Consider the following 21,090-nt stretch of genomic DNA (forward strand, 5'->3'; position numbering starts at 1 on the left):
AACGAGATTCTAGAAAGAAGAAAGAAGACTGTCTGGCTAAGAGATCCGCGAATCGCGAGATTGGCCGCAAATCCGTGCGAAAGCCTTCCAGGACCAAAACCCAGACCGCGCGGGAATTAGCGACGCTGCTTCACCTATGGATGCGTGCCCCATCATAGCGGCAGGAGCGTATAGTTGCCGTCAGCCGGTGCCGTATTTCGTTTCCTAACCCCCGCCGGCTCGCCCCCGGCTCTGTCCGCCTGCTTTGTGAACACGGACGCGTTCCTTGCTGCTCCAAGTCCTCCGAGTTTTGTAAGTTGTCATGCTCTTTCGCTGCGCGATCGAGATGATCGTCAACGGTATAGCCGGTGGATTGAATGCGGTAGAGTCACGAACGTTCTGGTCTAAATCTCGGGCCTTGCATCAAAGGGGAGATGGTTCCAGGCCGAGACCTGTGGTCCGCGCCGGCGATCGCGCCTGCAGCGAACCGAGTCTGAGATAGATGGCAGGCACGACGAAGAGGTTCAGAAGCGTTGACGTGATCAGCCCGCCCAGAATGATGATGGCCATCGGATGTTCGATTTCCTGCCCGGGAATGTTGCCGGTAACAACCAGTGGGACGAGCGCAAGACCGGTCGCCAGCGTCGTCATGAGAATGGGCGAAAGGCGTTCACGCGCGCCGCGCAGGACAAGTTCCGGTCCGAAGGGCTCGCCCTCCTCGCGCTCCAGATGCAGGAAATGGTGGATCAGAAGCACCCCGTTGCGGGCCGCGATGCCCAACACCGTCAGGAACCCCACGAGGCCGCCTAGCGAGATGATGCCGTCGCCCAGATAGGCGGCGATGACCCCGCCGACCATAGCGGCCGGCAGTGAAAGGAAAACCAGGGCAGCGAGCCTCCAGCTTCTCAAGGAGGCCTGCAGCAGCATGAAGATTACGACCGCGGCGACGACAGAGGCATAGACGAGCCTGTTTTGCGCAGCGTTGCGTTCCGCCGCCTCGCCCAGCAGCTGGGCATGATAGCCGAGCGGAAACTCGATCTTGGCCAGGCGCTGCTCAACCTCATGGACGACGGAGCCCAGGTCGCGGTCGCGCACATTTGCACGCACGTCATGGCGGCGCGAGGCGTTCTCGCGTTTGATGGTGCTGGCCACCGGGGCAATCTTGACTTCGGCAACGTCGCCGAGCCGGACCTGACCGCCGTCGGGAGTATCCAGGAGAACGTTCTGCACGTCGTCGAGGCCGCGCCGCGATTTGGGCGTCGACCATACCATGACGTCATACACCTTTCCGATGCGATGAACGTCGCTCACCTCGTGACCGGCGAAGATCACGGCAGCAGCGCGACGAACATCGCCGGGCTTGAGACCTCTGGAAGCCGCCTTGGCGACATCCACGGTGACCTGAATTTGCGGTACCGTCTTCTGCGGCTCCTCGTGTAGGTCGATCAGGCCCTCGATGCCGACCAGGGCGTCGCGGACCCTCACCGCCTGCTCGCGCAACGCCGCCGCGTCAGGCCCGAAAATCCGAACCACTATCGACTCGCTCGATCCGGTGAGCACTTCCTTCACGCGTTCGCGAAGGTAGGTCTGGACGTCGCGATAGATACCGGGATAGCCGTCGACCGTGTCCTGAACGGCTTTCAGGGTCTTGTCATAGTCGACCTTTGGATCGACGCTGATCCAGTTCTCCGTGAAGTCGATGCCCACCACCTCGTCGGCCACCAGCGCCCGGCCGATGTGAGCGCCGAAGTTGCGCACTCCGGGAATGGATCTCAGTTCTTTGCTGGCAGCTACCGTCATCCGATACATCTCGGCGTGCGATGTCCCGGGCGGCGTCAGCCAGTGCATGAGGAAGTCACGTTCCTTGAAGGAGGGCAGGAGCGAGGTTCCGAGCAGCGGCCAAACGCCTAATCCCGCGACCACGACGACCGCGGTGATCCCAAACGTCGCGCGAGGAGCAGCGATGATCCTCGACAGCATGGCGGCATAGCCTCGCTGCAACCACCCGACCAGCGGCGAGACGCGCTCGATCGGCGCTCCTTGAAGCAGGATAAGGCAGAGTGCCGGCGTCACCGTCAGCGCCACGGCCATCGAAGCGAGGAGCGCGATGGAATAGGACGTCGCCAGCGGCACGAAGAAAGTGCCCGACAGACCGCCCATGAAGAACACAGGAATGACCGAGATGACGATGATGAGGGTTGCGGCGACGATCGGGCTGCGGATCTCGAGCGATGCTTCCAGGATGACTGATGCCACCGATTTGCCAGCGCCGCTGCGGCGATTCTCGCGCAATCGCCGTGTGATGTTTTCGACGTCGATGATAGCGTCGTCCACCACCGATCCCACCGCCACGACGAAGCCGGCCAGCACCATCGTGTTGATGGTCGTCCCGAGCCAGTAGAGAACAAGTCCCGCGGCGACCAGAGAGAGCGGGATCGCCAGCAGGCTGATGAGCGCCACCCGCCACTCGAACAGGAAGGCGCCGAGAACGCAGACCACCAGGACCGATCCCACCAGCAAGGCCATTGTCAGATTGTGGATCGAGAGCTCGATGAACGTCGCCGGGCGGAAGATCTGCAGGTCGACGTCGATACCTTTGAGGCCGTCCTTCATTTCGGCGAAGGCTGCCTCGACGCCGCGCGTGACCTCCAGCGTGTTCGCCCACGGGAACTTCTCGACGATCAGCATCATGCCGGGACCGTCATTGATCACAGCGTCGCCGATCGGCAGCGGTTCCCCCCAGGTGACGTCGGCAAAGTCCGCCAGCACCAGTTGCTCGCCGGCCTTTGACTCGACCGGAATTCTCTTGACGTCTTCCAGCTTCACGCTGGACGCTACGTCGGCGCCGACATACAGCCGCTGGTTGGCGGTGTCGATGAAGCCTACGGTCTGGCTCTTGGCTGAGCTCGCCATCGGCAGCAGGCCGAAGTCCAGCGCATCGGCCGAAGCCTCCATGACCTCGTTCAGCGTCACGCCGCGTTTCAGCATGCGCGCGGGATCGACCTGGATCTGCAGCTGTTTGAGCTTTTCGCCCCACATCGCCACGTTGGCGACGCCGGGCACGCGCAGCAGGCGGAAGCGGATCTTCCAGTAGGCGGTCATCGACAGGTCGAGCTGAGTGAGCTCCTTAGACGAGAGGCCGATCTTCATGGTCCTGCTGGTCGAGGACAAGGGCTGCAGCATGACGGGCGGGCTCGAGCCGAACGGCAGTCTGGCCGACGCAAGCTGCACGCGCTCCTGGACGAGCTGCCGCGCGTGCATGATGTCGGTTCCCCGCTTGAAGATCATGACAATGGAGGACAGCGACATCACACTCTTCGAGCGGATGACGTCGAGTTCCGGTGTGCCGCGCAGTGCATCCTCGAGGGGAATGGTGATCAGCTCCTCGACCTCGGCGGTCGACATGCCGATACCCTCGGTCTGAATCTCCACCAGCGGCGGGGAGAATTCGGGGAAGACGTCCACCGGCATCTTGCGGAACACGTCCAGACCCAGCAGCACCATCAGCGCTGCCGCGGCCAGTACCAGATACCGGTATTTAAGATTCGTGCCGATGATCCAGCGGAACATGGCCCTGTCCTTTGTTCGGATGATTGGACGCCGGCTAACTCAGACGTTCGCAAGCGGCGGAATGTCTTTCACGCCGCTCAGTGCCCGCCAAACTTCAGTTCAACCCCCATCAGCTCGACCGCGCCGACCGACACGACCGGCGTACCGCTCGCTGGTCCGTCCGACAGAACTGCTATGTCGCCGAGGACGCGCTCGACAGCCACCTTTTGGCGGACGAAGACCAGCGGCTCCGGGTTGGAGTAGAGCCAGCTGTTCCCGTGCTCGTCGTAGATAACCGACGAGTAAGGCACGATCTTCGCCATCCTGCCGCTCTCCGGTGCCTTCATGGCCACGAACGCATGATCGCCGGGCTTGACGCCGCTGCTTGCCTCGAGGAATTCAAAGAACCGCCCGTCGTCCCGGTCCTTCACCGCCACCGGCCGCGCCTTGTAATATTTACCGGAGCGGCCTTGGCCGGTCAGCAGCACGACCACTAGACCGTCCTTGTCCTCGTCCGCCGGGTTGGCGACGCCGAAAATCTCGGCAAACTCGTCGTGGTCGCCGGTCTCGTCTTCGTCATCCTCTTCGGTGACAACCGCGATCAACATCTGGCTCGCCGCGTCCACAGGCACCCTGATCAGGGATTGCCGGACTTGGTCGCTCACACTGGCCGGCGCGATGGAAGCCGTCTCCGTAATTGCATTCATCGACGGTTCACCGCTCGCGATCTCGACCTGGGCGTTCATCATCATCCATCGCTTCGCCGTCTCCTCCCGCACCGCTTCGGTCTGGATGCTCAGTCGTTTGGCGGCCTGTTCGGTCAGAACCACGCGTGGAAAGGGGGAACCTGCGACCTCTACCAGCTTGGCAGGCGCGCCTGCGGGCGACTCCGCGGCCGCGAAGGATCCCGTGGCAACCACGCCGAAAGTCACACCGGCGACGAGGGATGACGTAAGAAAAAGCCTATTGCGAAGCATGTGCAACTCCTCCAAGGCGTCGTGAAACCGGGCCGGAATGGAGCATCATGGCCGGTAGGACGAACAGATTGATCAGCACTGAAATGACTGCGCCTGCGATCACAACCCATCCCATTGGATGCAGAATCTCCAGACCGGCGGCGCTGCCCATGACCACCGCGGGAAGGAAGGCGAGGCAGGTGACCAGCGTGCTCGTCAGCATGGGCGCGAAGCGCTCGCGCGCCGCCGCCGCAACAAGGTCCGGCCAGGATTCGTCACCCTCCCCGGTCTGATCGACGCGGCTGGCCAGAACCAGACCGTTGCGGAGTGCAAGCCCGAGGACGGCGAGAAGTCCGGCAAGCGCCCCAACCGAAACGGTGCCCGTTACCGCTACGAGGATCACCGCGACGCCACCCGATACTGCCATCAGCGAAAGGAACATGCCGGTCGCCAGTCGCCAACTTTGCAATGCCGCCTGCAGCAGGAAAAAGATCAGGACTGCCGCCGACGCTGCGAAGAGCGTCACCTGCAGCATGGCTGCACGGCTCTCGGCATACTCGCCTCGAACGTAGGCATGGTATTCGAAGGGGAGTTGCACCTTCTTGAGTTCTGCCGCCACGTCTTCCGCCACTGCCGTGACGCTGCGGCCTGCGACGCTGGCGTGAACGTCCATGCTGCGCGTGACGCCGTCACGCTCGATGGTGCTCAACTGCGGCACCATCCGCACCTCGGCGATATCGCCGAGGCGTGTATGCGGGCGATCAGGCGTTTCGATCAGAAGATTCTCGACGTCGGCGATGCTGCTTCGTGCGTTGGGAGTCCCCCAAACGACCACGTCGAAGACCTTTTGCTGCTCGAACAGATTGCCAACCTCGAGCCCGGCGAAGACCGTCGCTGCCGCGCGCCGGATGTCCCCCGGTTTCAGTCCACGTGCGGCCGCCTCCGCAACGTCGACCTTGACCTCGATTTCGGGCGAGAAAGCGTTCTTGTCGAGACGTACGGAGTTGATGCCGTCAATGGCGGCGATTCTCGCCGCGACGAGCTTTGCCTGCTCTTCAAGCACGGCCGTCTCGGCCCCTTCGATGCGGACCACCACTGGTTCGCCGGCGTCGGCGAAGATCCGCCCGGCCGTACTGGCCAGATAGCCTTCAACCTTCGCCTCGAGGTCCGCGAAGCCTTCCATCGTGTTGCGAATTTGCGACAGTGCCGCGGCTCGGTTCCCCCGCTCGTCGAGGCCAATCCAGAGCTGCCCGGATTCGATGCCGGTGACCTGGTCGCCCGTGATGGCCCTGCCGAGATGGCCAGCGACGGAGCTGACTCCGTCGATTGCGCGGACTTCGGATTCCAGTCGCGCCATCGTCCGGATCATGGCGGGCAAGGATGCACCCGGCGCGGCCTTGAACGAAACGCGGACGGTGCCTTCGTCAAAGGACGGCGACGGCGACCACTTCAGGGCGGGCGTCGCCGCGAGTAGCGCCAACGCACCGAGACCCACGATCGCATAGGCAGGACCGGTCGTCGCCGAGAACTTGCCCAGCAGCCGCCCGTAGGCTGCACCGAACAGCCGCGCCACCACAGGTTCGGACCTGTTTCCTGCTGCGCTGCCCGAGCGGAAAAAGACCATCGCGAGGGCGGGCGCCGCCAAGAGCACGACGACCATGGCAGCGGCCACCGTGACGCCATAGGCCTGAGCCAGCGGCCGGAAGAATGCCGCGGTTTCGCCGTCGAGTCCGAGTATCGGAGCGACCGCCAGCAGACCGATCACCGCTGCATAGATCATTGGCTTGCCGATTTCGCCGATCGCATCGAATAGAGGCGCGGCGAGCGGACGGACGCCACCGGCGCGGAGGCGCCGCCCGATGGCCTCGGCAGCCACTACCGCGGTGTCGACCACGAGGGAAAGCGCGGCCGCGAGGCCGGCCAGGTGGATCAGGTTGAAGATGGGGCTGCTGAAATAGAGAGCGACAAGTGCCGCGACATACGACAGGACGATCGCGACGACGGCGATGCTCGCCGCGCCGACCGGCGTCAAGGACAGGAAGAGGGCTACTGACACGACCACCATGGCGGCGATCACCATCCGGACCAGATTGGCCAAGGCGCTGTCGACGTAGTCGGAGGCGCGGTAGAGGGAGGCGTCGACGTCGATGCCCGGCATGCCTTGGCTCAACTCCGCGAGCGCAGCTTCGACCCCCGCTACGACCGCTTTGGTGTCGACGTTGGGAAGCTTCTCGACGACGAGAATGAGGCCAGGCTGTCCGTTGATCATCGCATCGCCGATCAGCGGCGGATGGCCTTCGACGACCTCGGCCACGTCTCCTAGCCTGAGCGCGGAAGACGGGACAGCAACCTTCGTCAGGTCGCTGGCCTTGCTGATCGGTTGCACATGCTGGATGCCGAGCCTCTGGTTCGGCGTGTCGATCCAGCCTCCGCTTCCGAGTACTGACGCTTCCAGATAACTGAGCGGCGAGACCCAGAGCGAATCCCCGGCGCTCTCTACGGCTTCATCGAGCGAGACGCCAGCCGATTCGAGGCGCTGAGGTTCGATTTGCACCTGAAGCTGGCGAGCGCGCTGGCCCCAGATCGCGACGTTGGCGACGCCCGGCACGCTGAGCAGCTTCGGCGTCATCGTCCACCGGGCCAGCACCGACATGTCGATCAGCGACACGGTCTTGGACGACAGTCCGACGATCATGGCACGGCCTGCCGCCGACTTGGGCTGCAGCATGGTGGGTGGCTTCGAGACATTGGGCAGGGCCCAAGCCATCGTAAGACGCTCCTGCACCATTTGTCGGGCTTTCATTGGATCCATGCCGGGCTCGAAGGTGAGCAACACCGAAGCCATCCCCGGCACCGACTTGGAATGAATCGATTTGAGGAACGGCGTCGCGGTCAGAATCTCTTCGAGATTGATGGTCACCAGGCTTTCGACTTCGCCTGTCGACAAGCCGAGCGCCTCGGTCTGCACCTCCACGACCGGCGCCCCGAACTCGGGAAGAGCGTCGATTCTGGCCTTGGGAAGAAGAACGGCACCCGCCGCTACCAGGAGTATCGCGGCTGCTATGACCAGATGCCGAAATTCCAGACTCAGCTTGACGAGCGTTTGCAGCACGGCAATCCCCCACGATTCCGCGGCGCGCGAAACCGCGCCTGCGACAGATCAGAGACAGTCCCAAAGCGTATCATGCGGGAGGGCGCCGCATAATTAATCAATATTGCAAGGCGCTTTTACCGTATATCCGGCGACCTCTAACTTTCGGAGTAGAGAAATAGTTCATACAAATTTATTATGATCGTGACTCACGCGTGAGTGCTCGCGTCGGTTGCGTGGGAGTGCGCCTCCAGCAAAAGGCTGGGCGTGCCGTGGCGCAGTTTGCTTCGGTCCGGGAGTGCCATGCGAACGAGGAAGGCGAAGCGGGACCGCCAATTTGCTGCGCCGGCGGTCCTCGGCGAGCGTACCGGGCGCGGAATAGCAAAGAAGTGTTGTAGAGATGCGACACGTTTGCGTTTGTATCGGACAAGTCGCGTTTGTAAGGGACAAAATGACGAAATCGCAGTTGCCACAGTGGACTCATCGGATATCATCGACGCGTGGTGCATCTCATGGGGGCTCGCAGGTCATTCGCCTTTTTATCTTAGCACTTAGTGGCATAGGGCTGCTGTACTCTTCGGCTTCGGCACTGGCAGAGGAGCACGAGCGGGCTCTGGCCGAAGAAACGATACCGGCTCTGGCCGAGGAATGCGCTGCGCCCTGCGCGGGGTACGAGGCTACCGCGGAGCTGCAGAACGACTGGATATTTGGCGCACATCCGTCTTTCCTGAGATCCGATGTGTTCTTTCCGAAGTTGGAGCTCGATCTTTTCTACGCGCCGACGGATTATCTTCGGTTCGTGAGTGCCATCATTACCGAGCCCGTGGTCGACCCGGAACCCGGGGAGAATGCGGCCTTTCAAGGGATCGGCACCTATGTCGGTGAGCTCTATGCTCTCGCTAAGGTCGATCCCCTGACCGTGAGGGCCGGAAAGTTCGACACGGTGTTCAGCCTGGCCAGCGAAGCCCTGCCGGGGATACACGCCCCGGATCTGGCGTCTGTTTTTGACGCTGACGAACGTCTGGGTGGCGAAGCTGTTGTTGGCTTCGAGGGCTTTGGGCTGAACAATGCCTTGGCCGCGACGGTATTCACGACCGACCGGACGTTCCTCAGCGAGTCGCTCTTTACCAACCGTGGACGGACCACGCTGGCGGATGGCGGTGCCGGCAACACCACCGGTTTATCCTCATTCTCGGTTACCCTTGATGGCTGCAAAGGGGCGGAAAAGGGCGATTGTTACAAGGACGGTGAATTCGGCTATCGGCTCGGCATCCGATACCAGAAGCCCGGGCTGTCCGCCGACACAGGGGAGGAGGAGGAGGAAGAAGAAGAAGAGGAACCGCTGCCGGGGACCGGCAATGAATTGGCTTACCTTGCTGCCGCCACTGGAAGCTTCGACCTTAACGGGAACACACTGAGGCTTCTCGGCGAATCGGCCTACCTCAAGCATTTCGACGGCGGTCCGGACGACGCTCTGCTTCTCACCGGCTCTGTCGCGCTGGAAGTGCAACCTATGACCTACATAGCCACCTACACGCAGCAGCGGAACTTTGTCGCCGACGGTCCGGACACCCGCGAGCAATTGGCGGATTTCGAAGTGATTTATGCGTCCGGGGAAGAAGACGCGCCGTCCGGCGCGGCGAAATGGAACCTCGGCGCCGGCTACACATTCGCGGAGAATGCTGAGGACGAGAGAACGCACACCTTCAGTGTGCGCGCGACGCTCCAGTTCGGTGGACACGTGAAGTTAGGCAGGTAGGCTCGATCGTCCGGATGTCCGACGCTTGTTGACGGCTGCCTTCTGCTGAACTCGAGTGAGGTCCGCAAGCCCGTCTGCATGCGCCGAACTTGTTCCTTCCCTCAGGCTGATTGAAGCTATTCAGTGACCCTTCAGCACAAGAGTTGCGTCCATCAGCCCTTCACTTCCTTTCCATCCGGATCGAAGACGGGCTGAACGTTCTTGCCCTTGTAGCTTATCTGGAACTCGTAACTTACCTTGCCGTCGCGCATCAGCTTCTCCGCGAGCTTGATCTTTCCACCTGCGAATTTCGTATCAACGGCCGCGCGCACCGACTGAGGCACCGCTTCCATCGGAATTGATTCCTCGACGACGATGACCTTACCATCGCGATGGTAGAGCACATCGCGCGTCATTGCGCCCTCGACGCTTGCTATCTCGAAAACCAGTTCTCCGTTCTCGACCTCGCGGGCGCATGCCTTGACCTTGGCGACGGGAAAATCCTTGTGGAACATGTCCCGCACCACCAACGGCACCTTCTTGCAGGCTATCGGCTGTTCCGCGGCCGACGCGCCGGCCGCCCCGGCAAGCACGAGGACGAATGCGCCGGGCGCCAGGCAGTAACGAACAGGTTTCATGGGGGACCTCCTTCATATGACCTCATCGGCTTTCACGGAGCACCAACACTGGAGTCGACCAGACAAGCAGCAGTGCCGCTTTGCCGCCTCTGCCGCGGCGCCGAGTTGGCTTACTCCTAGTGGCTCTGCGGCGGTGTGCGGCTGTACGTATTTGCGCGAGCTTCGCCTGCGGCACTGCGACCCACCAATGGCAAGTGTTGCGGGACCCACGCGCCGCGCTACCCAGCGGAGCGTAGGCTGGCTAAGGCAGCCTGAGCGACCGTTGCCCGACGTTGGAAACCCAAGATAGGACAAAGCGCGCCGGCGGACCGATAGCCCAAAACGGCTTTGCCGGCCTAACCGAAAGCCGTAGCGGCTCATGCGAAGTTCCGGACGCCCCCAGCGGAGGTGGCGCCGTTCCGGGGACCGTCGTCGCTCCCGTCGCGATCATGCCTTTTTTGCAGCCGCAGCTCCAGCGCCTGCTCGGCGACGACTTCCTTCAAGCGCTACAATGAGCCGAAATCCCGCTGTCGGTTAAGCCCACTCTGGCGTTGATGTCGGACATCACGGACGAGGCCCCTTCGCAAAAAGGGGTAATCCCTTCGCAAGCGAGTCAGCTCAACTGCCGAATCGTAAAGCCTAACGACTGCAGCGATAAATAGGCGCGTCAACCTGAAAGCGTGCTGGCAGGCACGAGGGAGCCTGCACTGAATGTCTCGCGGAAGTGTCGCCGTAGCGCCCGGCTCATCTGCTCACGTCTTCGCGCCCGAAGACCCTAACAAGTCCTATGGGTCACGAAAGGCGTTTTGCCTGCAGCGCCGTTTGGGCCGAGGAAGCCAAGAACCCGGCCGGCGCGCAGGCGGAACGATCGACACAGAAGCGACCTCCATCCGCATCCTGACGACCATTCTGCAGCCCATCACGGGACATTTTGTCAACGGAGACGCGGGCTGGCTGCGCGTCGAACTTCTTGATCCGACCAAAACACCTCCAAGCCGCCATCTCAACAACGAAATCCCGAACGTCCTGATCCGCGCCGAGATGCCGATTCTCGCCTTCGAGGCCGAGGGCGGGCGGCTCCAGGACGTCTTCCTTCAGCTTACCGAGGAGACGATCCAATGATCGATACCCCTCCTGTTCAACCGCACGGCCAGCAAAGCCTGGCAAGCGCAAGCGAGCCGCATATCGGGGGGTGCCGTCAAAATGCGGAGCCCAGAAACACGGCCTCTTCATTGCCGGGGGCCTCGATGAGAGTTCAGTCAGTCAATCAAAGGATGCGAATAAACGCCGCTCGGGCAGCGGGGCTGGTTGCTGCAACCGTTATCCTGTTTTCGCACCCCGGATTGGGTGGGGGCGTACATGAACTGATCCAGATGGCGGGTCTCGGCCTGGTCCTCACCTGCTTCGTTGGCAGAATGTGGAGCATTCTCTATATCGGTTCAAAGAAGAATCTGGAGTTGATTACCTCCGGCCCCTACTCGTTGACCAGAAACCCGCTCTATCTCTTTTCTACGCTTGGAGCAGCTGGGATCGGATTGATCCATGGATCGATCGCCGTCGCTCTGGCGCTGGGATTTTCCAGCTATTGGATCTTGGTCATCACGGCAGCCAAAGAGGCCGAACACCTGAAGACGATCTTCGGCTCGCAATACGATTCCTATGCGCGCTATACGCCGCTGTTCTGGCCGAAACTGTCCCAATATACGGACTCTGCCGAAGTTGTCTTCTCCCCGAAAGCGCTCAAGCGCAACTTCCAGGATGGACTGTACTTCCCCGCAGCCTATCCCGCCATTGAAGCAATCGAACAACTGCGAGCAGGCAGTTACCTGCCGATCCTCATGACGATCTACTGAGATCCGCCAAGTGCCAGATCCTCTCTCAGCAGCAGGACCAAGTGGCCTGCCGATTTCGGCATCGTCACCAGTTCGTCGAGCTTGATGAGGTAGCCGCGGGAGTCTTGGTGCTCGTGCCGGGCACCGCGATGGCCATTTTGCATGGCCGAACTGTCGCCCAGATGGTTGACCACCGAGGTCTGTGACCTAGCTTAAACTTTACGATGGAGCTTCCAGACTCCGAAATGGTGGCATGGCGCGCACCGTGGGAGAACTCCCCGGGACGTTGAAGATGGAGAGGCGCGAGCTGGCTTTCGACCGGCGCCCAGCCAAACAAAATTCCCCCAGTACGGGGGCCGAAGCGGTGACAGCTTCGAAGGCAGGCAGCAAAGTTAGCCAGGGCGAGGAGCCACACACCGCTTCACGAGCTTAAAGTTACATCGGAAACCGCGCAGGTACGGCGATGTCAGATCTTGCCGGGTTTTACGCAGACGACACAGGTCTCGCTCTCCTGGGCGGGATGACAATATTTGTATTGGTAGGCTTCTTCCTTGTGGTCCGGCGTATCCTCATCGCAGCGAGACGGCGTCACCAGTATGGCTACCTGAGCGAAAGCACGCCTATTCCCCTCGATGAGGCTTCTTGGGCCTGGGATCGCCCACGCAATCTTGCAGCCAAGGCGGCTTCTTCCCCGGCCGCCGTGCCCCCGGCCCCGGATGTTCGGGGTCTAAACTCCGGTAAGTCCGGGGTGCGAAAGGATTATCTCAACACGACGCCCGAAGCGGGCGAGAACTCGCGCGAGGACCTGCCCGATGCTTTCGCTCCGGCGACAAGCTTCGCCATGGCCTTACCTCCCCGTGTTCGCAGGCCGACGAGCCCGTTGTTACGCTTGAGCGTCGCCGCAATTTGTCTGGCCGTGCCGCTTGGCTATGCGTTGACGAGACAAAAGCCGGTCGAAAGCGCCCCCGCTGTTTCGCGGGCCGATAGCTACTCCCTTCCCGATCTTTCACGCCGCTTGAAGAGTCCTGCCAGCACGGCATTGGATATGCCCGAATCAGCCGACGCACCCACGAGCGGCGAATTGCCCAACTCGGATCTCAACGCTGCCGAAGCACAGGTCGAGGCAGCTCGTGCTCAGGCAGCAGCTGCCACGGAATTGGCTGGCCAGGAGCACCGAGCGATGGAGGAGGAGCGCGCCAGGAGCGCCTCTCTGGAGAGTGCGCTCGCTGAGACGCGCAAGCAGATCGAGGTGCTGAAGACAAGCATGGCAGCCGCCGCCGACGCCAGCGAGGAGCGTTTGCGCAACGAACGTGTGGCAGCCCGCACGCTCGAGGCATTGCGGTGGATTGCGCAAGATGTCCGCGCGCGGATCAGCGAAACCATCGACCATGTCTTTATACAGATGCCCGCTGCTCGCCTCGAACGGGAGCGAACCGAACAGATGGCGCGCGACCTAGCGCAAGCGCGAGCGCAAATTGAACAGCTGGAGGCCAAAGCCGCCGGGGATCGCGCCAGAGCCGAGGCTTCGCTGGCGCAAGCGAGCGGGATGCTTGACGAGGAGCGCCGGAAGTCGGAGGACCTTCGTGCCGACATCGCTGAAATGGAGCAGTCCAAGGCCGCGATCGCGGACACGGCTGAGCGGGAACGGACCGGTGCCGCCGCGACGCGAGCGAGGGTTGAGCAGACTGCTGCCGAGACGGCGCAGGCATTGGCACGGGAACAGGCTTCAGCAGTCGCGGCCCGTGCGGACCTCGACAAAGCCCGGCTCGAGCGCGACGCGGCCGAACAGGAGCGAGCCAAGGCCGTCTTAGCCAAAGAGCGTGCCGAGCGGACTGCCGCCGAGACGGCGCAGGCTCTGGAACGCGAACGCGCTTCAGCAATATCGGCCCAAGAGGATGTCAACAGAGCCCGCCTCGAGCGCGACGCGGCTGAGCAGGAGCGAGCTAAGGCTGTCACGGCGAAAGTGTATGCCGAGCAGGCTGCAACTGAAACAGCGAGGGCGCTGGAGCGCGAACGCGCTTCGGCAGTCGCGGCCCGTGAGGACCTCGACAAAGCCCGGCTGGAGCGCGACGCGGCGTTGCAGGAGCGAGACAGGGCTGTCGCAGCGAGAGAACGTGCGGAGCAGACTGCTAGCGAGACGGCGCAGGCGCTGGAGCGCGAACGCGCTTCGGCAGTCGCGACCCGGGAGGACCTCGACAAGGCCCGGCTGGAGCGCGACGCAGCGTTGCAGGAGCGCACCAAGGCGGTCGCAGCGAAAGAGCGCGCGGAGCAGAGTGCTGCCGAGACGGCGCAGGCTCTGCAACGAGAACGCGCTTCAGCAGTGTCGGTCGGAGAGAACCTCAACAAAGCCCGCCTCGAGCGTGACACAGCCCGCCAACTTTTGGGACAGGCCGCCATGAGGCTGAAGGAGGCTCTGGACAAGCAACGTGAAGCGACGGTTTCTTTCGCCCGCGAGCTGGCCGCCGCGCGCGCCGATAATGACAAGCTTCGGGCTCAGCGCCGCGACGCTCAGATAGAGCCGCCGCTGAAGCCGCGCACTGGCCGCGCATCGGCCGGCGCAGGTCAGACGAAAGCTGTCAGCCAAAAGAAGTCTACGTCCAGCAAGGTTCGCAAACCGTCGCGCGAAATCCGTGTGCGTGCCATCACGCTTCCGTTTTCCCTCCGGCCAAGCCATTCGACGTTGGACTGAGCTGGAACGACTGCCCTGGAAAATCGGGCGCTGGGCGGCATGAACTCGGACGTCTACGGCGAGGGCTCCCACTGTGCGCTATGTCAGCCCGATCACGCTGCCTTTCGCGTTCAATTCGCAGCCGACCGGCGCCTGGCGCGTCTCGACGCCGTTTTGATATCCGTAGTCGATGCTGACCTGGACGGGAGCCGATATCCTCTGACGGCTCAACCGCCGTACGGAACCTGCACTGCTGACGCGCACACTGGTCGCGCCAAACTGAGCTGCGGCCTGCTCGATTGCCTCACGGCAGGCACGAACGATGTTGTCCGGGACACCCGGCAGCACTTCGATTGGATGGACTGCCAGTGGAATGGCGCTGTCTTCGAAGGGCAGCAGGGCGGGCGGAAGGTCGAGCGACCTTCCGCCGTTGCCGGCTACGCCCGCCCTTGACGTCACTGACCCGGTTGTGGTGGGGCTGCTTCCGTCATCGTTAGACGGTGGGGACGGTGGGTCAGACGGCGGACTGCCGCCGGAGCCACCGGGATCGCCGCTAGTTCCGTTGTGCTGACCGTTGTTGCTGCCAGCGCCATGACCTCCGTTATTCCCGTGATCGCCACCAGCGTTATGACCTTGGCCGCGCTCGCCGGCGGCCGCGGCTCCCGCGCAAGCTATCGCGACAGAGCACGCGAACGCGAAACGGACCAAGCTGGATCCCAGATATTGACGCACGGCACCCTCCAAAGGCGCTTCGGCCAGCCGTCCTTCCGCCGCATGCCGTCAGAACGACGCAGCACCCCCAGGCAACTCGCGACTACGCCAGGGAAACTAACTAGGGGATGATTCCGGTCTATCAAGGGACTGGGTGCGGCAGCACCCAAGTGCGGGGCAGATTTGAAGGACCTGGCAGCTGATAGTTCATACGGCCCGGGAAGCCCCAAAATCCTTTCTCCTTGCGAGTCGACAGCGCTTAGGCGATTTTGCCGACCATTTCGGGAGGAAATCGTGCGAAACATTCCGGCATCGGCGCTGCTGCTGGCGGCCGCTTTTTATGCAACCACCGCCGACGCTCTGGACAGTTCGGCCACACCTGTTGTCGTGACGCCATTGGCGTCCAAGACGACGACGGCATCCGGCCAGCCGATCAAGCTGCCCCAGAAGAATGTCGAGGTCCAGGTCTCGGCCTATCAGATCGCGCCCGGCGCGACGCTGCCGGTGCACAAACATCCCTTCCCGCGCTATGCCTATGTCGAGGCAGGCACCCTCAAGGTCACCAACGTCGAGACCGGCAACAGCAACACCTACAAGACCGGCGATTTCATCGTCGAGATGATCGGCCAGTGGCATCAGGCGACCAATATCGGCAGCGATCCGGTGAAGCTGCTGGTGATCGACCAGGTCGAACAAGGCGCCAAGAACACAATCCTGAAGCAGTAGCGAGGCAACGGGGCTCAGCTGTTCCGCGGTAGGGCGGGCGCTCCAAGGCTTGAGCAATCAATAACTGCGCGCCGAACAAAACCGAAAGTGCAAAGTGACGCTTTCGCTTGCTGGACCGATTGATGCGGCTTTCGCCTCGATCGCCCCGATGCTAGGGCTGCGCTTTCTCTTCAACACGGATGGATGATGGTGACCGACGCTCAAAGGCCCCTGATCGAACTCTGCGTCGAAGGCATTGACGGGCTGCTTGCCGCGCAGGCCGCCGGCGCCGACCGGGTCGAGCTTTGCGCCAGCCTCGTCGAAGGCGGCATTACGCCGAGCCTCGGCACGGTGCGCGTAGCACTCGAACGTGCGACCATCCCGTTTCATGTTATCGTGCGCCCGCGCGGCGGCGATTTTCGCTACAGCGAGGCGGAATACCAATCGATGCTGGCCGATATCGGCGCGCTGCGCGATCTCGGCGTCGCCGGCATCGTCGTCGGCTGCCTGACCGCTGACGGCGCAATCGATGAGGCGAGAATGAGCGAACTGGTGCGCGCCGCCGGTCCCCTCAATGTCACCTGCCACCGCGCCTTCGACATGACGCGTAACCCGGCCGAGGCGCTCGAAGCGCTGATCCGCTGCAAGGTCGGCCGCGTGCTGACCAGCGGGCAACGCGACACGGCGCTGGAGGGCGTCGATCTGCTCGCGCGCTTGGTTCGCCAGGCCGGCGCACGCATCATCATCCTCGGCTGCGGCGGGTTGGCGCCCGACAATATCGGCGAGGTTCGCCGGCAAACCGGACTGACCGAGATGCATTTCGCCGCGCTTGCCGACGTGCCGAGCGCCATGCGCTACCGCAACCCGCATGTCGGCATGGGCGGCACCGATCTCGATCGCGAGTACCGCAACACGGTGACCGACCAGGACTTGGCGGCGGCAACGATCGCGGCCGCGAGGGTCTGATGCGGGAAGTGACGATGTCGAAAGATCGCGCGCCGATCGAACGCGTTTCGCCTGCCGACGAGGCCGCCATTCTCGCTCTCAACAACGAGCATGCCGCCGAGTTGTCCTGGCTGGAGCCGGAGCGCCTGTCATTCCTGATCGGGCAGGCTTTCTACACGCGCCGCATCGGGACGCTCGAAGCCTTCATCATGTGCTTCGATCAGGATGCCAGCTACGAAAGCCCGAACTTCCTCTGGTTTCGTGAGCGCTACCCCCGCTTCGTCTATGTCGACCGGGTGGTGGTCGCGGCCGAAGCGCGCGGCCGTGGCCATGCCCGCCGTCTCTACGAGGATCTGTTCGAGCATGTCAGGCGCGCATGCCACACGATCGTAACCTGCGAGGTCAATGCCGATCCCCCGAACCCCACATCGGATGCCTTTCACGCCGCGCTCGGCTTTGCCGAGGTCGGCGATGCCGTGATCCACGGCGGCAGGAAGTCGGTGCGCTACTACGCCAAGCCGATCGACTAGCGCAAGGCCTGAAAGCCAGAGGCTTTCAACCATGAGCCAAACAAGGTTCGTGCGACGGCCGCACTGGCCACAAACAGAAGCTACAGCTAATGTATCGCCTTCGCGTGCTGGGGGCGTGACATCATGCCAAGCAACGTCTTCCGCTTCGACGAGAGTTGGAACATTCCCGATGCCACGCCGCAGGAAGTGTGGGACGTTCTGTCCGACGCCGAGTTGCTGCCGCTCTGGTGGGGCGACGCCTACAAGGAAGTCGAGCCGCTCGACAAGAAAGGCAAGGCCGTCGTCGGGTCACGGGCAAGAGCCAGGGCGCGAGGCGCCCTGCCCTACGAGCTGAACTTCATCATCGAGGCCGCGGAGCTCGAGCCTGGCCGGCTGGTGGTGGTCAAGACCTTCGGCGATTTCGACGGCCTGTGGCGGGCCGAACTGTCGCCAGCCGGAAGCGGAACGCATGTGAAGCTCACCTGGCAGGTCATCGTGGAGAGGCCGATCCTCAAACTCCTGGCACCCTTGCTCAGGCCGGCTTTCGCGTGGAATCACCGCTGGACCACACCTCGCGGCGAAGCCGGGCTTCGCCGCTATCTCGCCGCACAAAAAACCGGCAAGGCCTGACCTCCTCACCAATTGCGGTTGAGCCAGCCGCGCGCCGGTTTCTCGACGATGTAGTAGCTCGCCAGGGCGCAGGCGAAGACCGCGGCCAGCATCGGGATCGCCGCCACGTCGCGGTCATGGACGAATTTATAGAAGGGCTGCTGCCACAGATAGAGCGAGTAGGACCACAGCCCCAGCATCACCATCGGCCGCGATGACAGTAGGCCGGTCAGATAGCCGCCGGCGAAGTCGAGCGTGTTGACGGCGAGCGCCAGCAGCGGCACGCCCAGCAGATAGTGCAAGGGGGTCGGCACCGGATCGAGGAACAGCAAGATTCCCCCGACCGCGGCCCCCAGCGCCAGATGCCGGTTCCTGAGGAATGCCGGCAGGTGTCCATCGGCCTTGAGCAGGCAGATCGCCGCCGACAGCAGGATCGAGGCGATATGCACGTCGGTTCGCCAATAGCTGGTTTCGTAGTCCATACCGAAGACCCAGTAGGAAATAGCGCCGTTGGCCATAGCGAGCAGCGACAGCATGACAAGCAAGCGCACGACATTCGCGCGCCTGGAAACCGCTACGCTGATCAGCGCCAGGATGACATAAGAATGCTCCTCGATGGCAAGCGACCAGATATGGTCGAGCGCGCCCGCGCGATTGATGAGAATGCCGGCATAGTTGTAGGTGAATGTCAGCGCGGTAAGCGCCGCCTTCCATTTGAAGGCAATGAAGGTGCCGGAGAGCCCGATCATGACGGCAATCACGAACACCAGCAGGGCTGGATAGACGCGGGCGAAGCGGCGCTTGAAGAATTTCTTCAGCGGAAAGCGCTCGACGAACAGGATTTCTCCCATCAGCCGGCCGCTCAGCACGAAGAAGAACTCGACGCCGAGCACGCCGAGGTTGATGCCGCGAATCGGAAAGAAATGGCCGATCAGCACCAGGGCGATCGACAGGCCGCGCCAGCCGTCGAGATAGGCCAGCCTTGCCCGTGCCGCTTTGTCGGCTGCGGCCCGCGGCAGGACGCCGGCCGTCGCGGAGATGTCGGTCATGCCCGTCCCTCGCAACTCGAGGTCCCGGCAAGCCGTGCCTGGAACCGCTTCGTTTTCCCCGCCGCATTTAGTTTGCAGTGCGGAATAATCTTGTGCAAGTGCGAAGCAGCGAATTCACAGGCAGTTCCTGCCAAGCGATTGCGAAACAAAAAAAAAGGGGCCGCGGGCGGGTCCTGCCGCCGCTTGGTGAAGCCGCCATAGTCGGCAATGTTTCGTGGCCTAATGCCTTGCCCGCCTGCCGAAATCGGCAGAATGTGCGGATCGATTCATATCCAACGCAGAGACCGCCTATGGCAGACTTCGTCCTCCCTCCGCCCGCGATCGCTTCGGTCGCGGTGGCCGGCTCGGCGGAACGGTTTGCCGTGCGCCGCATCTTCTGCGTCGGCCGCAACTACGCGGCGCATGCGCGAGAACTCGGCAATGACGAGCGCGATCCGCCCTTCTTCTTCACCAAGCCGGCCGACGCCGTGGTCGACAACGGCGCAGAGATCCCCTACCCGCCGCTGACTGGCAATCTCCACCACGAGATCGAGCTGGTCGTGGCGGTCGGCAAGGCCGGCTTCCGCATCCCCCTCACCGAGGCGCTCGCGCATGTCTGGGGCTATGGCGTCGGCGTGGACCTCACTCGCCGCGACCTGCAAGACCAGGCGAAGAAAGCGGCTCGCCCCTGGGACTGGTCGAAGGCCTTCGACTTCTCCGCGCCTTGCGGCCCGCTGCTTCCCGTCGCAAATTCCGGCCATCCCGAAAAGGGCCGCATCTGGCTAGCTGTAAACGGTGACATAAAACAGGACGGCGACCTCGCCGAGCTGATCTGGCCCGTCGCCGATGTCGTCTCGATCTGCAGCGAAGCGGTCGAGCTCCAGCCCGGCGACCTGATCTTCACCGGCACGCCGGCCGGCGTTGGTGCGGTTCAGGCGGGCGACAAGATCACTGGTGGCGTCGACGGCATCGGCGCCGTCGAGGTCACCATCGGGCAGCCGAAGCGATGAGCGACCTCGTCCTCCATAATTATTATCGCTCCTCCACCTCCTACCGGGTGCGGATCGCGCTGGAGATGAAGGGGCGTGTCTACACCTATGTGCCCCACCATCTGCGCCATGGCGAGCATCTCGAGCCCGCCTATCTCGCGGTCAATCCGCAAGGGCTGGTACCGGCGCTGGTGCTCGACGACGGAACGCTTTTAACCCAGTCGCTGGCGATCATCGAATATCTCGACGAGATCGAGCCCGAGCCGCCGTTGTTGCCCAAGGATGCGCTGGGACGCGCCAGGGTCCGGATGCTGGCGCAGATGATCGCCTGCGACATCCATCCGGTGAACAATCTGCGCGTGCTCACCTCGCTGCGCACCTTGTTCGGCGCCGGCGACGAAGATGTCGTCAACTGGTTCCGGCATTGGGTGAATGAAGGTTTCCACCCGCTTGAAAAGATTCTGGCCGCCTCGCCCGAGACCGGCAGGTTCTGCCATGGCGATACACCGGGGCTCGCCGATATCTGCCTCGCCGCGCAGGTCACCAACAATGCCCGCTTCGGCGTCGACATGGCGGCCTATCCGGTGATCTCGCGCATCCACGCCGCCTGCATGGCGCTGCCGGCGTTCCAGAAGGCTGCGCCGCAGAACCAGATCGATGCCGAGTAGGGAAGCCAGGGATCCCGACGAGGCTAAGACGCTCGCCGATATGGAGGAGTATGGCTGTCATATTCTCTACGTGCTGGAGGACGACGAGCACCCGCCATTCGCTTACTCGGTGGGGATAGAGTACAATTTCAAAGCCCCTGAGCTGGTCGTCATCGGGTTCAAGCCGGAGCTTTCGCAGACCATCATCAACGAGTATTGCCGACGAGTGCGCAGCGGCGAGAGGTTCAACGTTGGAGAGCAGGCGCCGGGTTTCCTGGGAGGTGGCTTCGACTGTCAATTCGGTGCGGTCCATCCCGACCACTACCCTGAATATTTCGGTTGGGACCTATGGTTTTACAACTGGCCCGTTTTCCGGATTCTGCAGCTTATCTTTCCGACAACCTCCGGTGTTTGGCCATGGGATGCCGAAGCCGGCGAGTGGTTTTGCAAGCGGCAACCATTGCTCGACTAACCACCATGGCCGACTTAGCTTGGGACCTATTACCCAAAATCGCCC

General features: G+C 62.6%; 18 protein-coding genes. 11 read left to right on the forward strand and 7 right to left on the reverse strand.

Annotated elements, in window-relative coordinates:
• Nucleotides 1-402: 402 nt before the first annotated feature.
• The 3 genes from CK221_RS16180 to CK221_RS16190 form a co-directional block, all read right to left on the reverse strand.
• Nucleotides 403-3,549 carry an efflux RND transporter permease subunit gene (locus tag CK221_RS16180; protein WP_095778439.1) on the reverse strand — a complete coding sequence of 1,049 codons (3,147 nt, stop codon included), beginning with the start codon at nucleotides 3,547-3,549 and terminating at the stop codon, nucleotides 403-405.
• Between the two features lie 77 nt (nucleotides 3,550-3,626).
• A complete protein-coding gene (locus CK221_RS16185) occupies nucleotides 3,627-4,505 on the reverse strand; it encodes a hypothetical protein (protein ID WP_095778440.1) in 879 nt (292 codons plus the stop codon).
• Nucleotides 4,492-7,596: an efflux RND transporter permease subunit gene (locus tag CK221_RS16190; RefSeq protein ID WP_179295153.1), complete on the reverse strand. Its 3,105-nt coding sequence runs from the start codon at nucleotides 7,594-7,596 to the stop codon at nucleotides 4,492-4,494. The genes CK221_RS16185 and CK221_RS16190 overlap by 14 nt, the downstream gene beginning before the upstream one ends.
• Nucleotides 7,597-8,026: 430 nt before the next feature.
• Between CK221_RS16190 and CK221_RS16195 the strand changes: the two genes are divergently transcribed.
• On the forward strand, nucleotides 8,027-9,334 hold the full coding sequence (locus CK221_RS16195; protein ID WP_245430660.1) for a hypothetical protein: 1,308 nt from the start codon (nucleotides 8,027-8,029) through the stop codon (nucleotides 9,332-9,334).
• 152 nt (nucleotides 9,335-9,486) lie between these two features.
• Here the strand turns inward: CK221_RS16195 and CK221_RS16200 are convergent, their stop codons facing one another.
• The gene (locus tag CK221_RS16200; protein WP_095778442.1) at nucleotides 9,487-9,951 is read right to left on the reverse strand and encodes a hypothetical protein; all 465 of its coding nucleotides are present in this window, start codon (nucleotides 9,949-9,951) and stop codon (nucleotides 9,487-9,489) included.
• Between the two features lie 690 nt (nucleotides 9,952-10,641).
• On the opposite strand from CK221_RS16200, the gene CK221_RS16205 reads away from it, so the two are divergent.
• Nucleotides 10,642-11,052 carry a hypothetical protein gene (locus CK221_RS16205; protein ID WP_143749057.1) on the forward strand — a complete coding sequence of 137 codons (411 nt, stop codon included), beginning with the start codon at nucleotides 10,642-10,644 and terminating at the stop codon, nucleotides 11,050-11,052.
• Nucleotides 11,049-11,783: an isoprenylcysteine carboxylmethyltransferase family protein gene (locus CK221_RS16210; protein ID WP_245430661.1), complete on the forward strand. Its 735-nt coding sequence runs from the start codon at nucleotides 11,049-11,051 to the stop codon at nucleotides 11,781-11,783. The genes CK221_RS16205 and CK221_RS16210 overlap by 4 nt, the downstream gene beginning before the upstream one ends.
• Here the strand turns inward: CK221_RS16210 and CK221_RS16215 are convergent.
• A complete protein-coding gene (locus tag CK221_RS16215; protein WP_095778444.1) occupies nucleotides 11,777-11,956 on the reverse strand; it encodes a hypothetical protein in 180 nt (59 codons plus the stop codon). The two genes, CK221_RS16210 and CK221_RS16215, sit on opposite strands and share 7 nt — an antisense overlap.
• A gap of 554 nt (nucleotides 11,957-12,510) precedes the next feature.
• Here CK221_RS16215 and CK221_RS16220 point away from each other — a divergent pair.
• Nucleotides 12,511-14,451 carry a hypothetical protein gene (locus tag CK221_RS16220; RefSeq protein ID WP_143749058.1) on the forward strand — a complete coding sequence of 647 codons (1,941 nt, stop codon included), beginning with the start codon at nucleotides 12,511-12,513 and terminating at the stop codon, nucleotides 14,449-14,451.
• A gap of 78 nt (nucleotides 14,452-14,529) precedes the next feature.
• On the opposite strand, the gene CK221_RS30290 is transcribed toward CK221_RS16220, so the two are convergent.
• Entirely contained in the window at nucleotides 14,530-14,889 is a 360-nt protein-coding gene (locus tag CK221_RS30290) for a hypothetical protein (RefSeq protein ID WP_170950190.1), read from the reverse strand.
• A 546-nt stretch (nucleotides 14,890-15,435) separates the two neighbouring features.
• On the opposite strand from CK221_RS30290, the gene CK221_RS16230 reads away from it, so the two are divergent.
• The 4 genes from CK221_RS16230 (at nucleotide 15,436) to CK221_RS16245 (ending at nucleotide 17,930) form a co-directional block, all read left to right on the forward strand.
• Nucleotides 15,436-15,867 (forward strand): cupin domain-containing protein, encoded by a 432-nt coding sequence (locus CK221_RS16230; RefSeq protein WP_095778447.1) that lies wholly within the window; start codon nucleotides 15,436-15,438, stop codon nucleotides 15,865-15,867.
• A gap of 186 nt (nucleotides 15,868-16,053) precedes the next feature.
• Complete coding sequence (locus CK221_RS16235) at nucleotides 16,054-16,812, forward strand: copper homeostasis protein CutC (protein ID WP_179295154.1); 759 nt, start codon at nucleotides 16,054-16,056, stop codon at nucleotides 16,810-16,812.
• 14 nt (nucleotides 16,813-16,826) lie between these two features.
• On the forward strand, nucleotides 16,827-17,321 hold the full coding sequence (locus CK221_RS16240; protein ID WP_095778548.1) for a GNAT family N-acetyltransferase: 495 nt from the start codon (nucleotides 16,827-16,829) through the stop codon (nucleotides 17,319-17,321).
• A gap of 123 nt (nucleotides 17,322-17,444) precedes the next feature.
• On the forward strand, nucleotides 17,445-17,930 hold the full coding sequence (locus CK221_RS16245) for an SRPBCC family protein (RefSeq protein ID WP_095778449.1): 486 nt from the start codon (nucleotides 17,445-17,447) through the stop codon (nucleotides 17,928-17,930).
• A gap of 5 nt (nucleotides 17,931-17,935) precedes the next feature.
• Here CK221_RS16245 and CK221_RS16250 read toward each other — a convergent pair whose 3' ends face one another.
• Nucleotides 17,936-18,958: an acyltransferase gene (locus CK221_RS16250; RefSeq protein ID WP_095778450.1), complete on the reverse strand. Its 1,023-nt coding sequence runs from the start codon at nucleotides 18,956-18,958 to the stop codon at nucleotides 17,936-17,938.
• 290 nt (nucleotides 18,959-19,248) lie between these two features.
• Between CK221_RS16250 and CK221_RS16255 the strand changes: the two genes are divergently transcribed.
• The 3 genes from CK221_RS16255 to CK221_RS16265 are packed head-to-tail and all read left to right on the forward strand — an operon-like array spanning nucleotide 19,249 to nucleotide 21,045.
• A complete protein-coding gene (locus CK221_RS16255; RefSeq protein ID WP_095778451.1) occupies nucleotides 19,249-19,947 on the forward strand; it encodes a fumarylacetoacetate hydrolase family protein in 699 nt (232 codons plus the stop codon).
• Nucleotides 19,944-20,594: a maleylacetoacetate isomerase gene (gene maiA / locus CK221_RS16260; protein WP_095778452.1), complete on the forward strand. Its 651-nt coding sequence runs from the start codon at nucleotides 19,944-19,946 to the stop codon at nucleotides 20,592-20,594. The genes CK221_RS16255 and maiA overlap by 4 nt, the downstream gene beginning before the upstream one ends.
• Complete coding sequence (locus CK221_RS16265) at nucleotides 20,584-21,045, forward strand: DUF4262 domain-containing protein (protein WP_095778453.1); 462 nt, start codon at nucleotides 20,584-20,586, stop codon at nucleotides 21,043-21,045. The genes maiA and CK221_RS16265 overlap by 11 nt, the downstream gene beginning before the upstream one ends.
• The last annotated feature ends 45 nt before the right edge of the window (nucleotides 21,046-21,090 follow it).

This window comes from Mesorhizobium sp. WSM3868 (assembly GCF_002294785.1).
Taxonomy (GTDB): domain Bacteria; phylum Pseudomonadota; class Alphaproteobacteria; order Rhizobiales; family Rhizobiaceae; genus Mesorhizobium.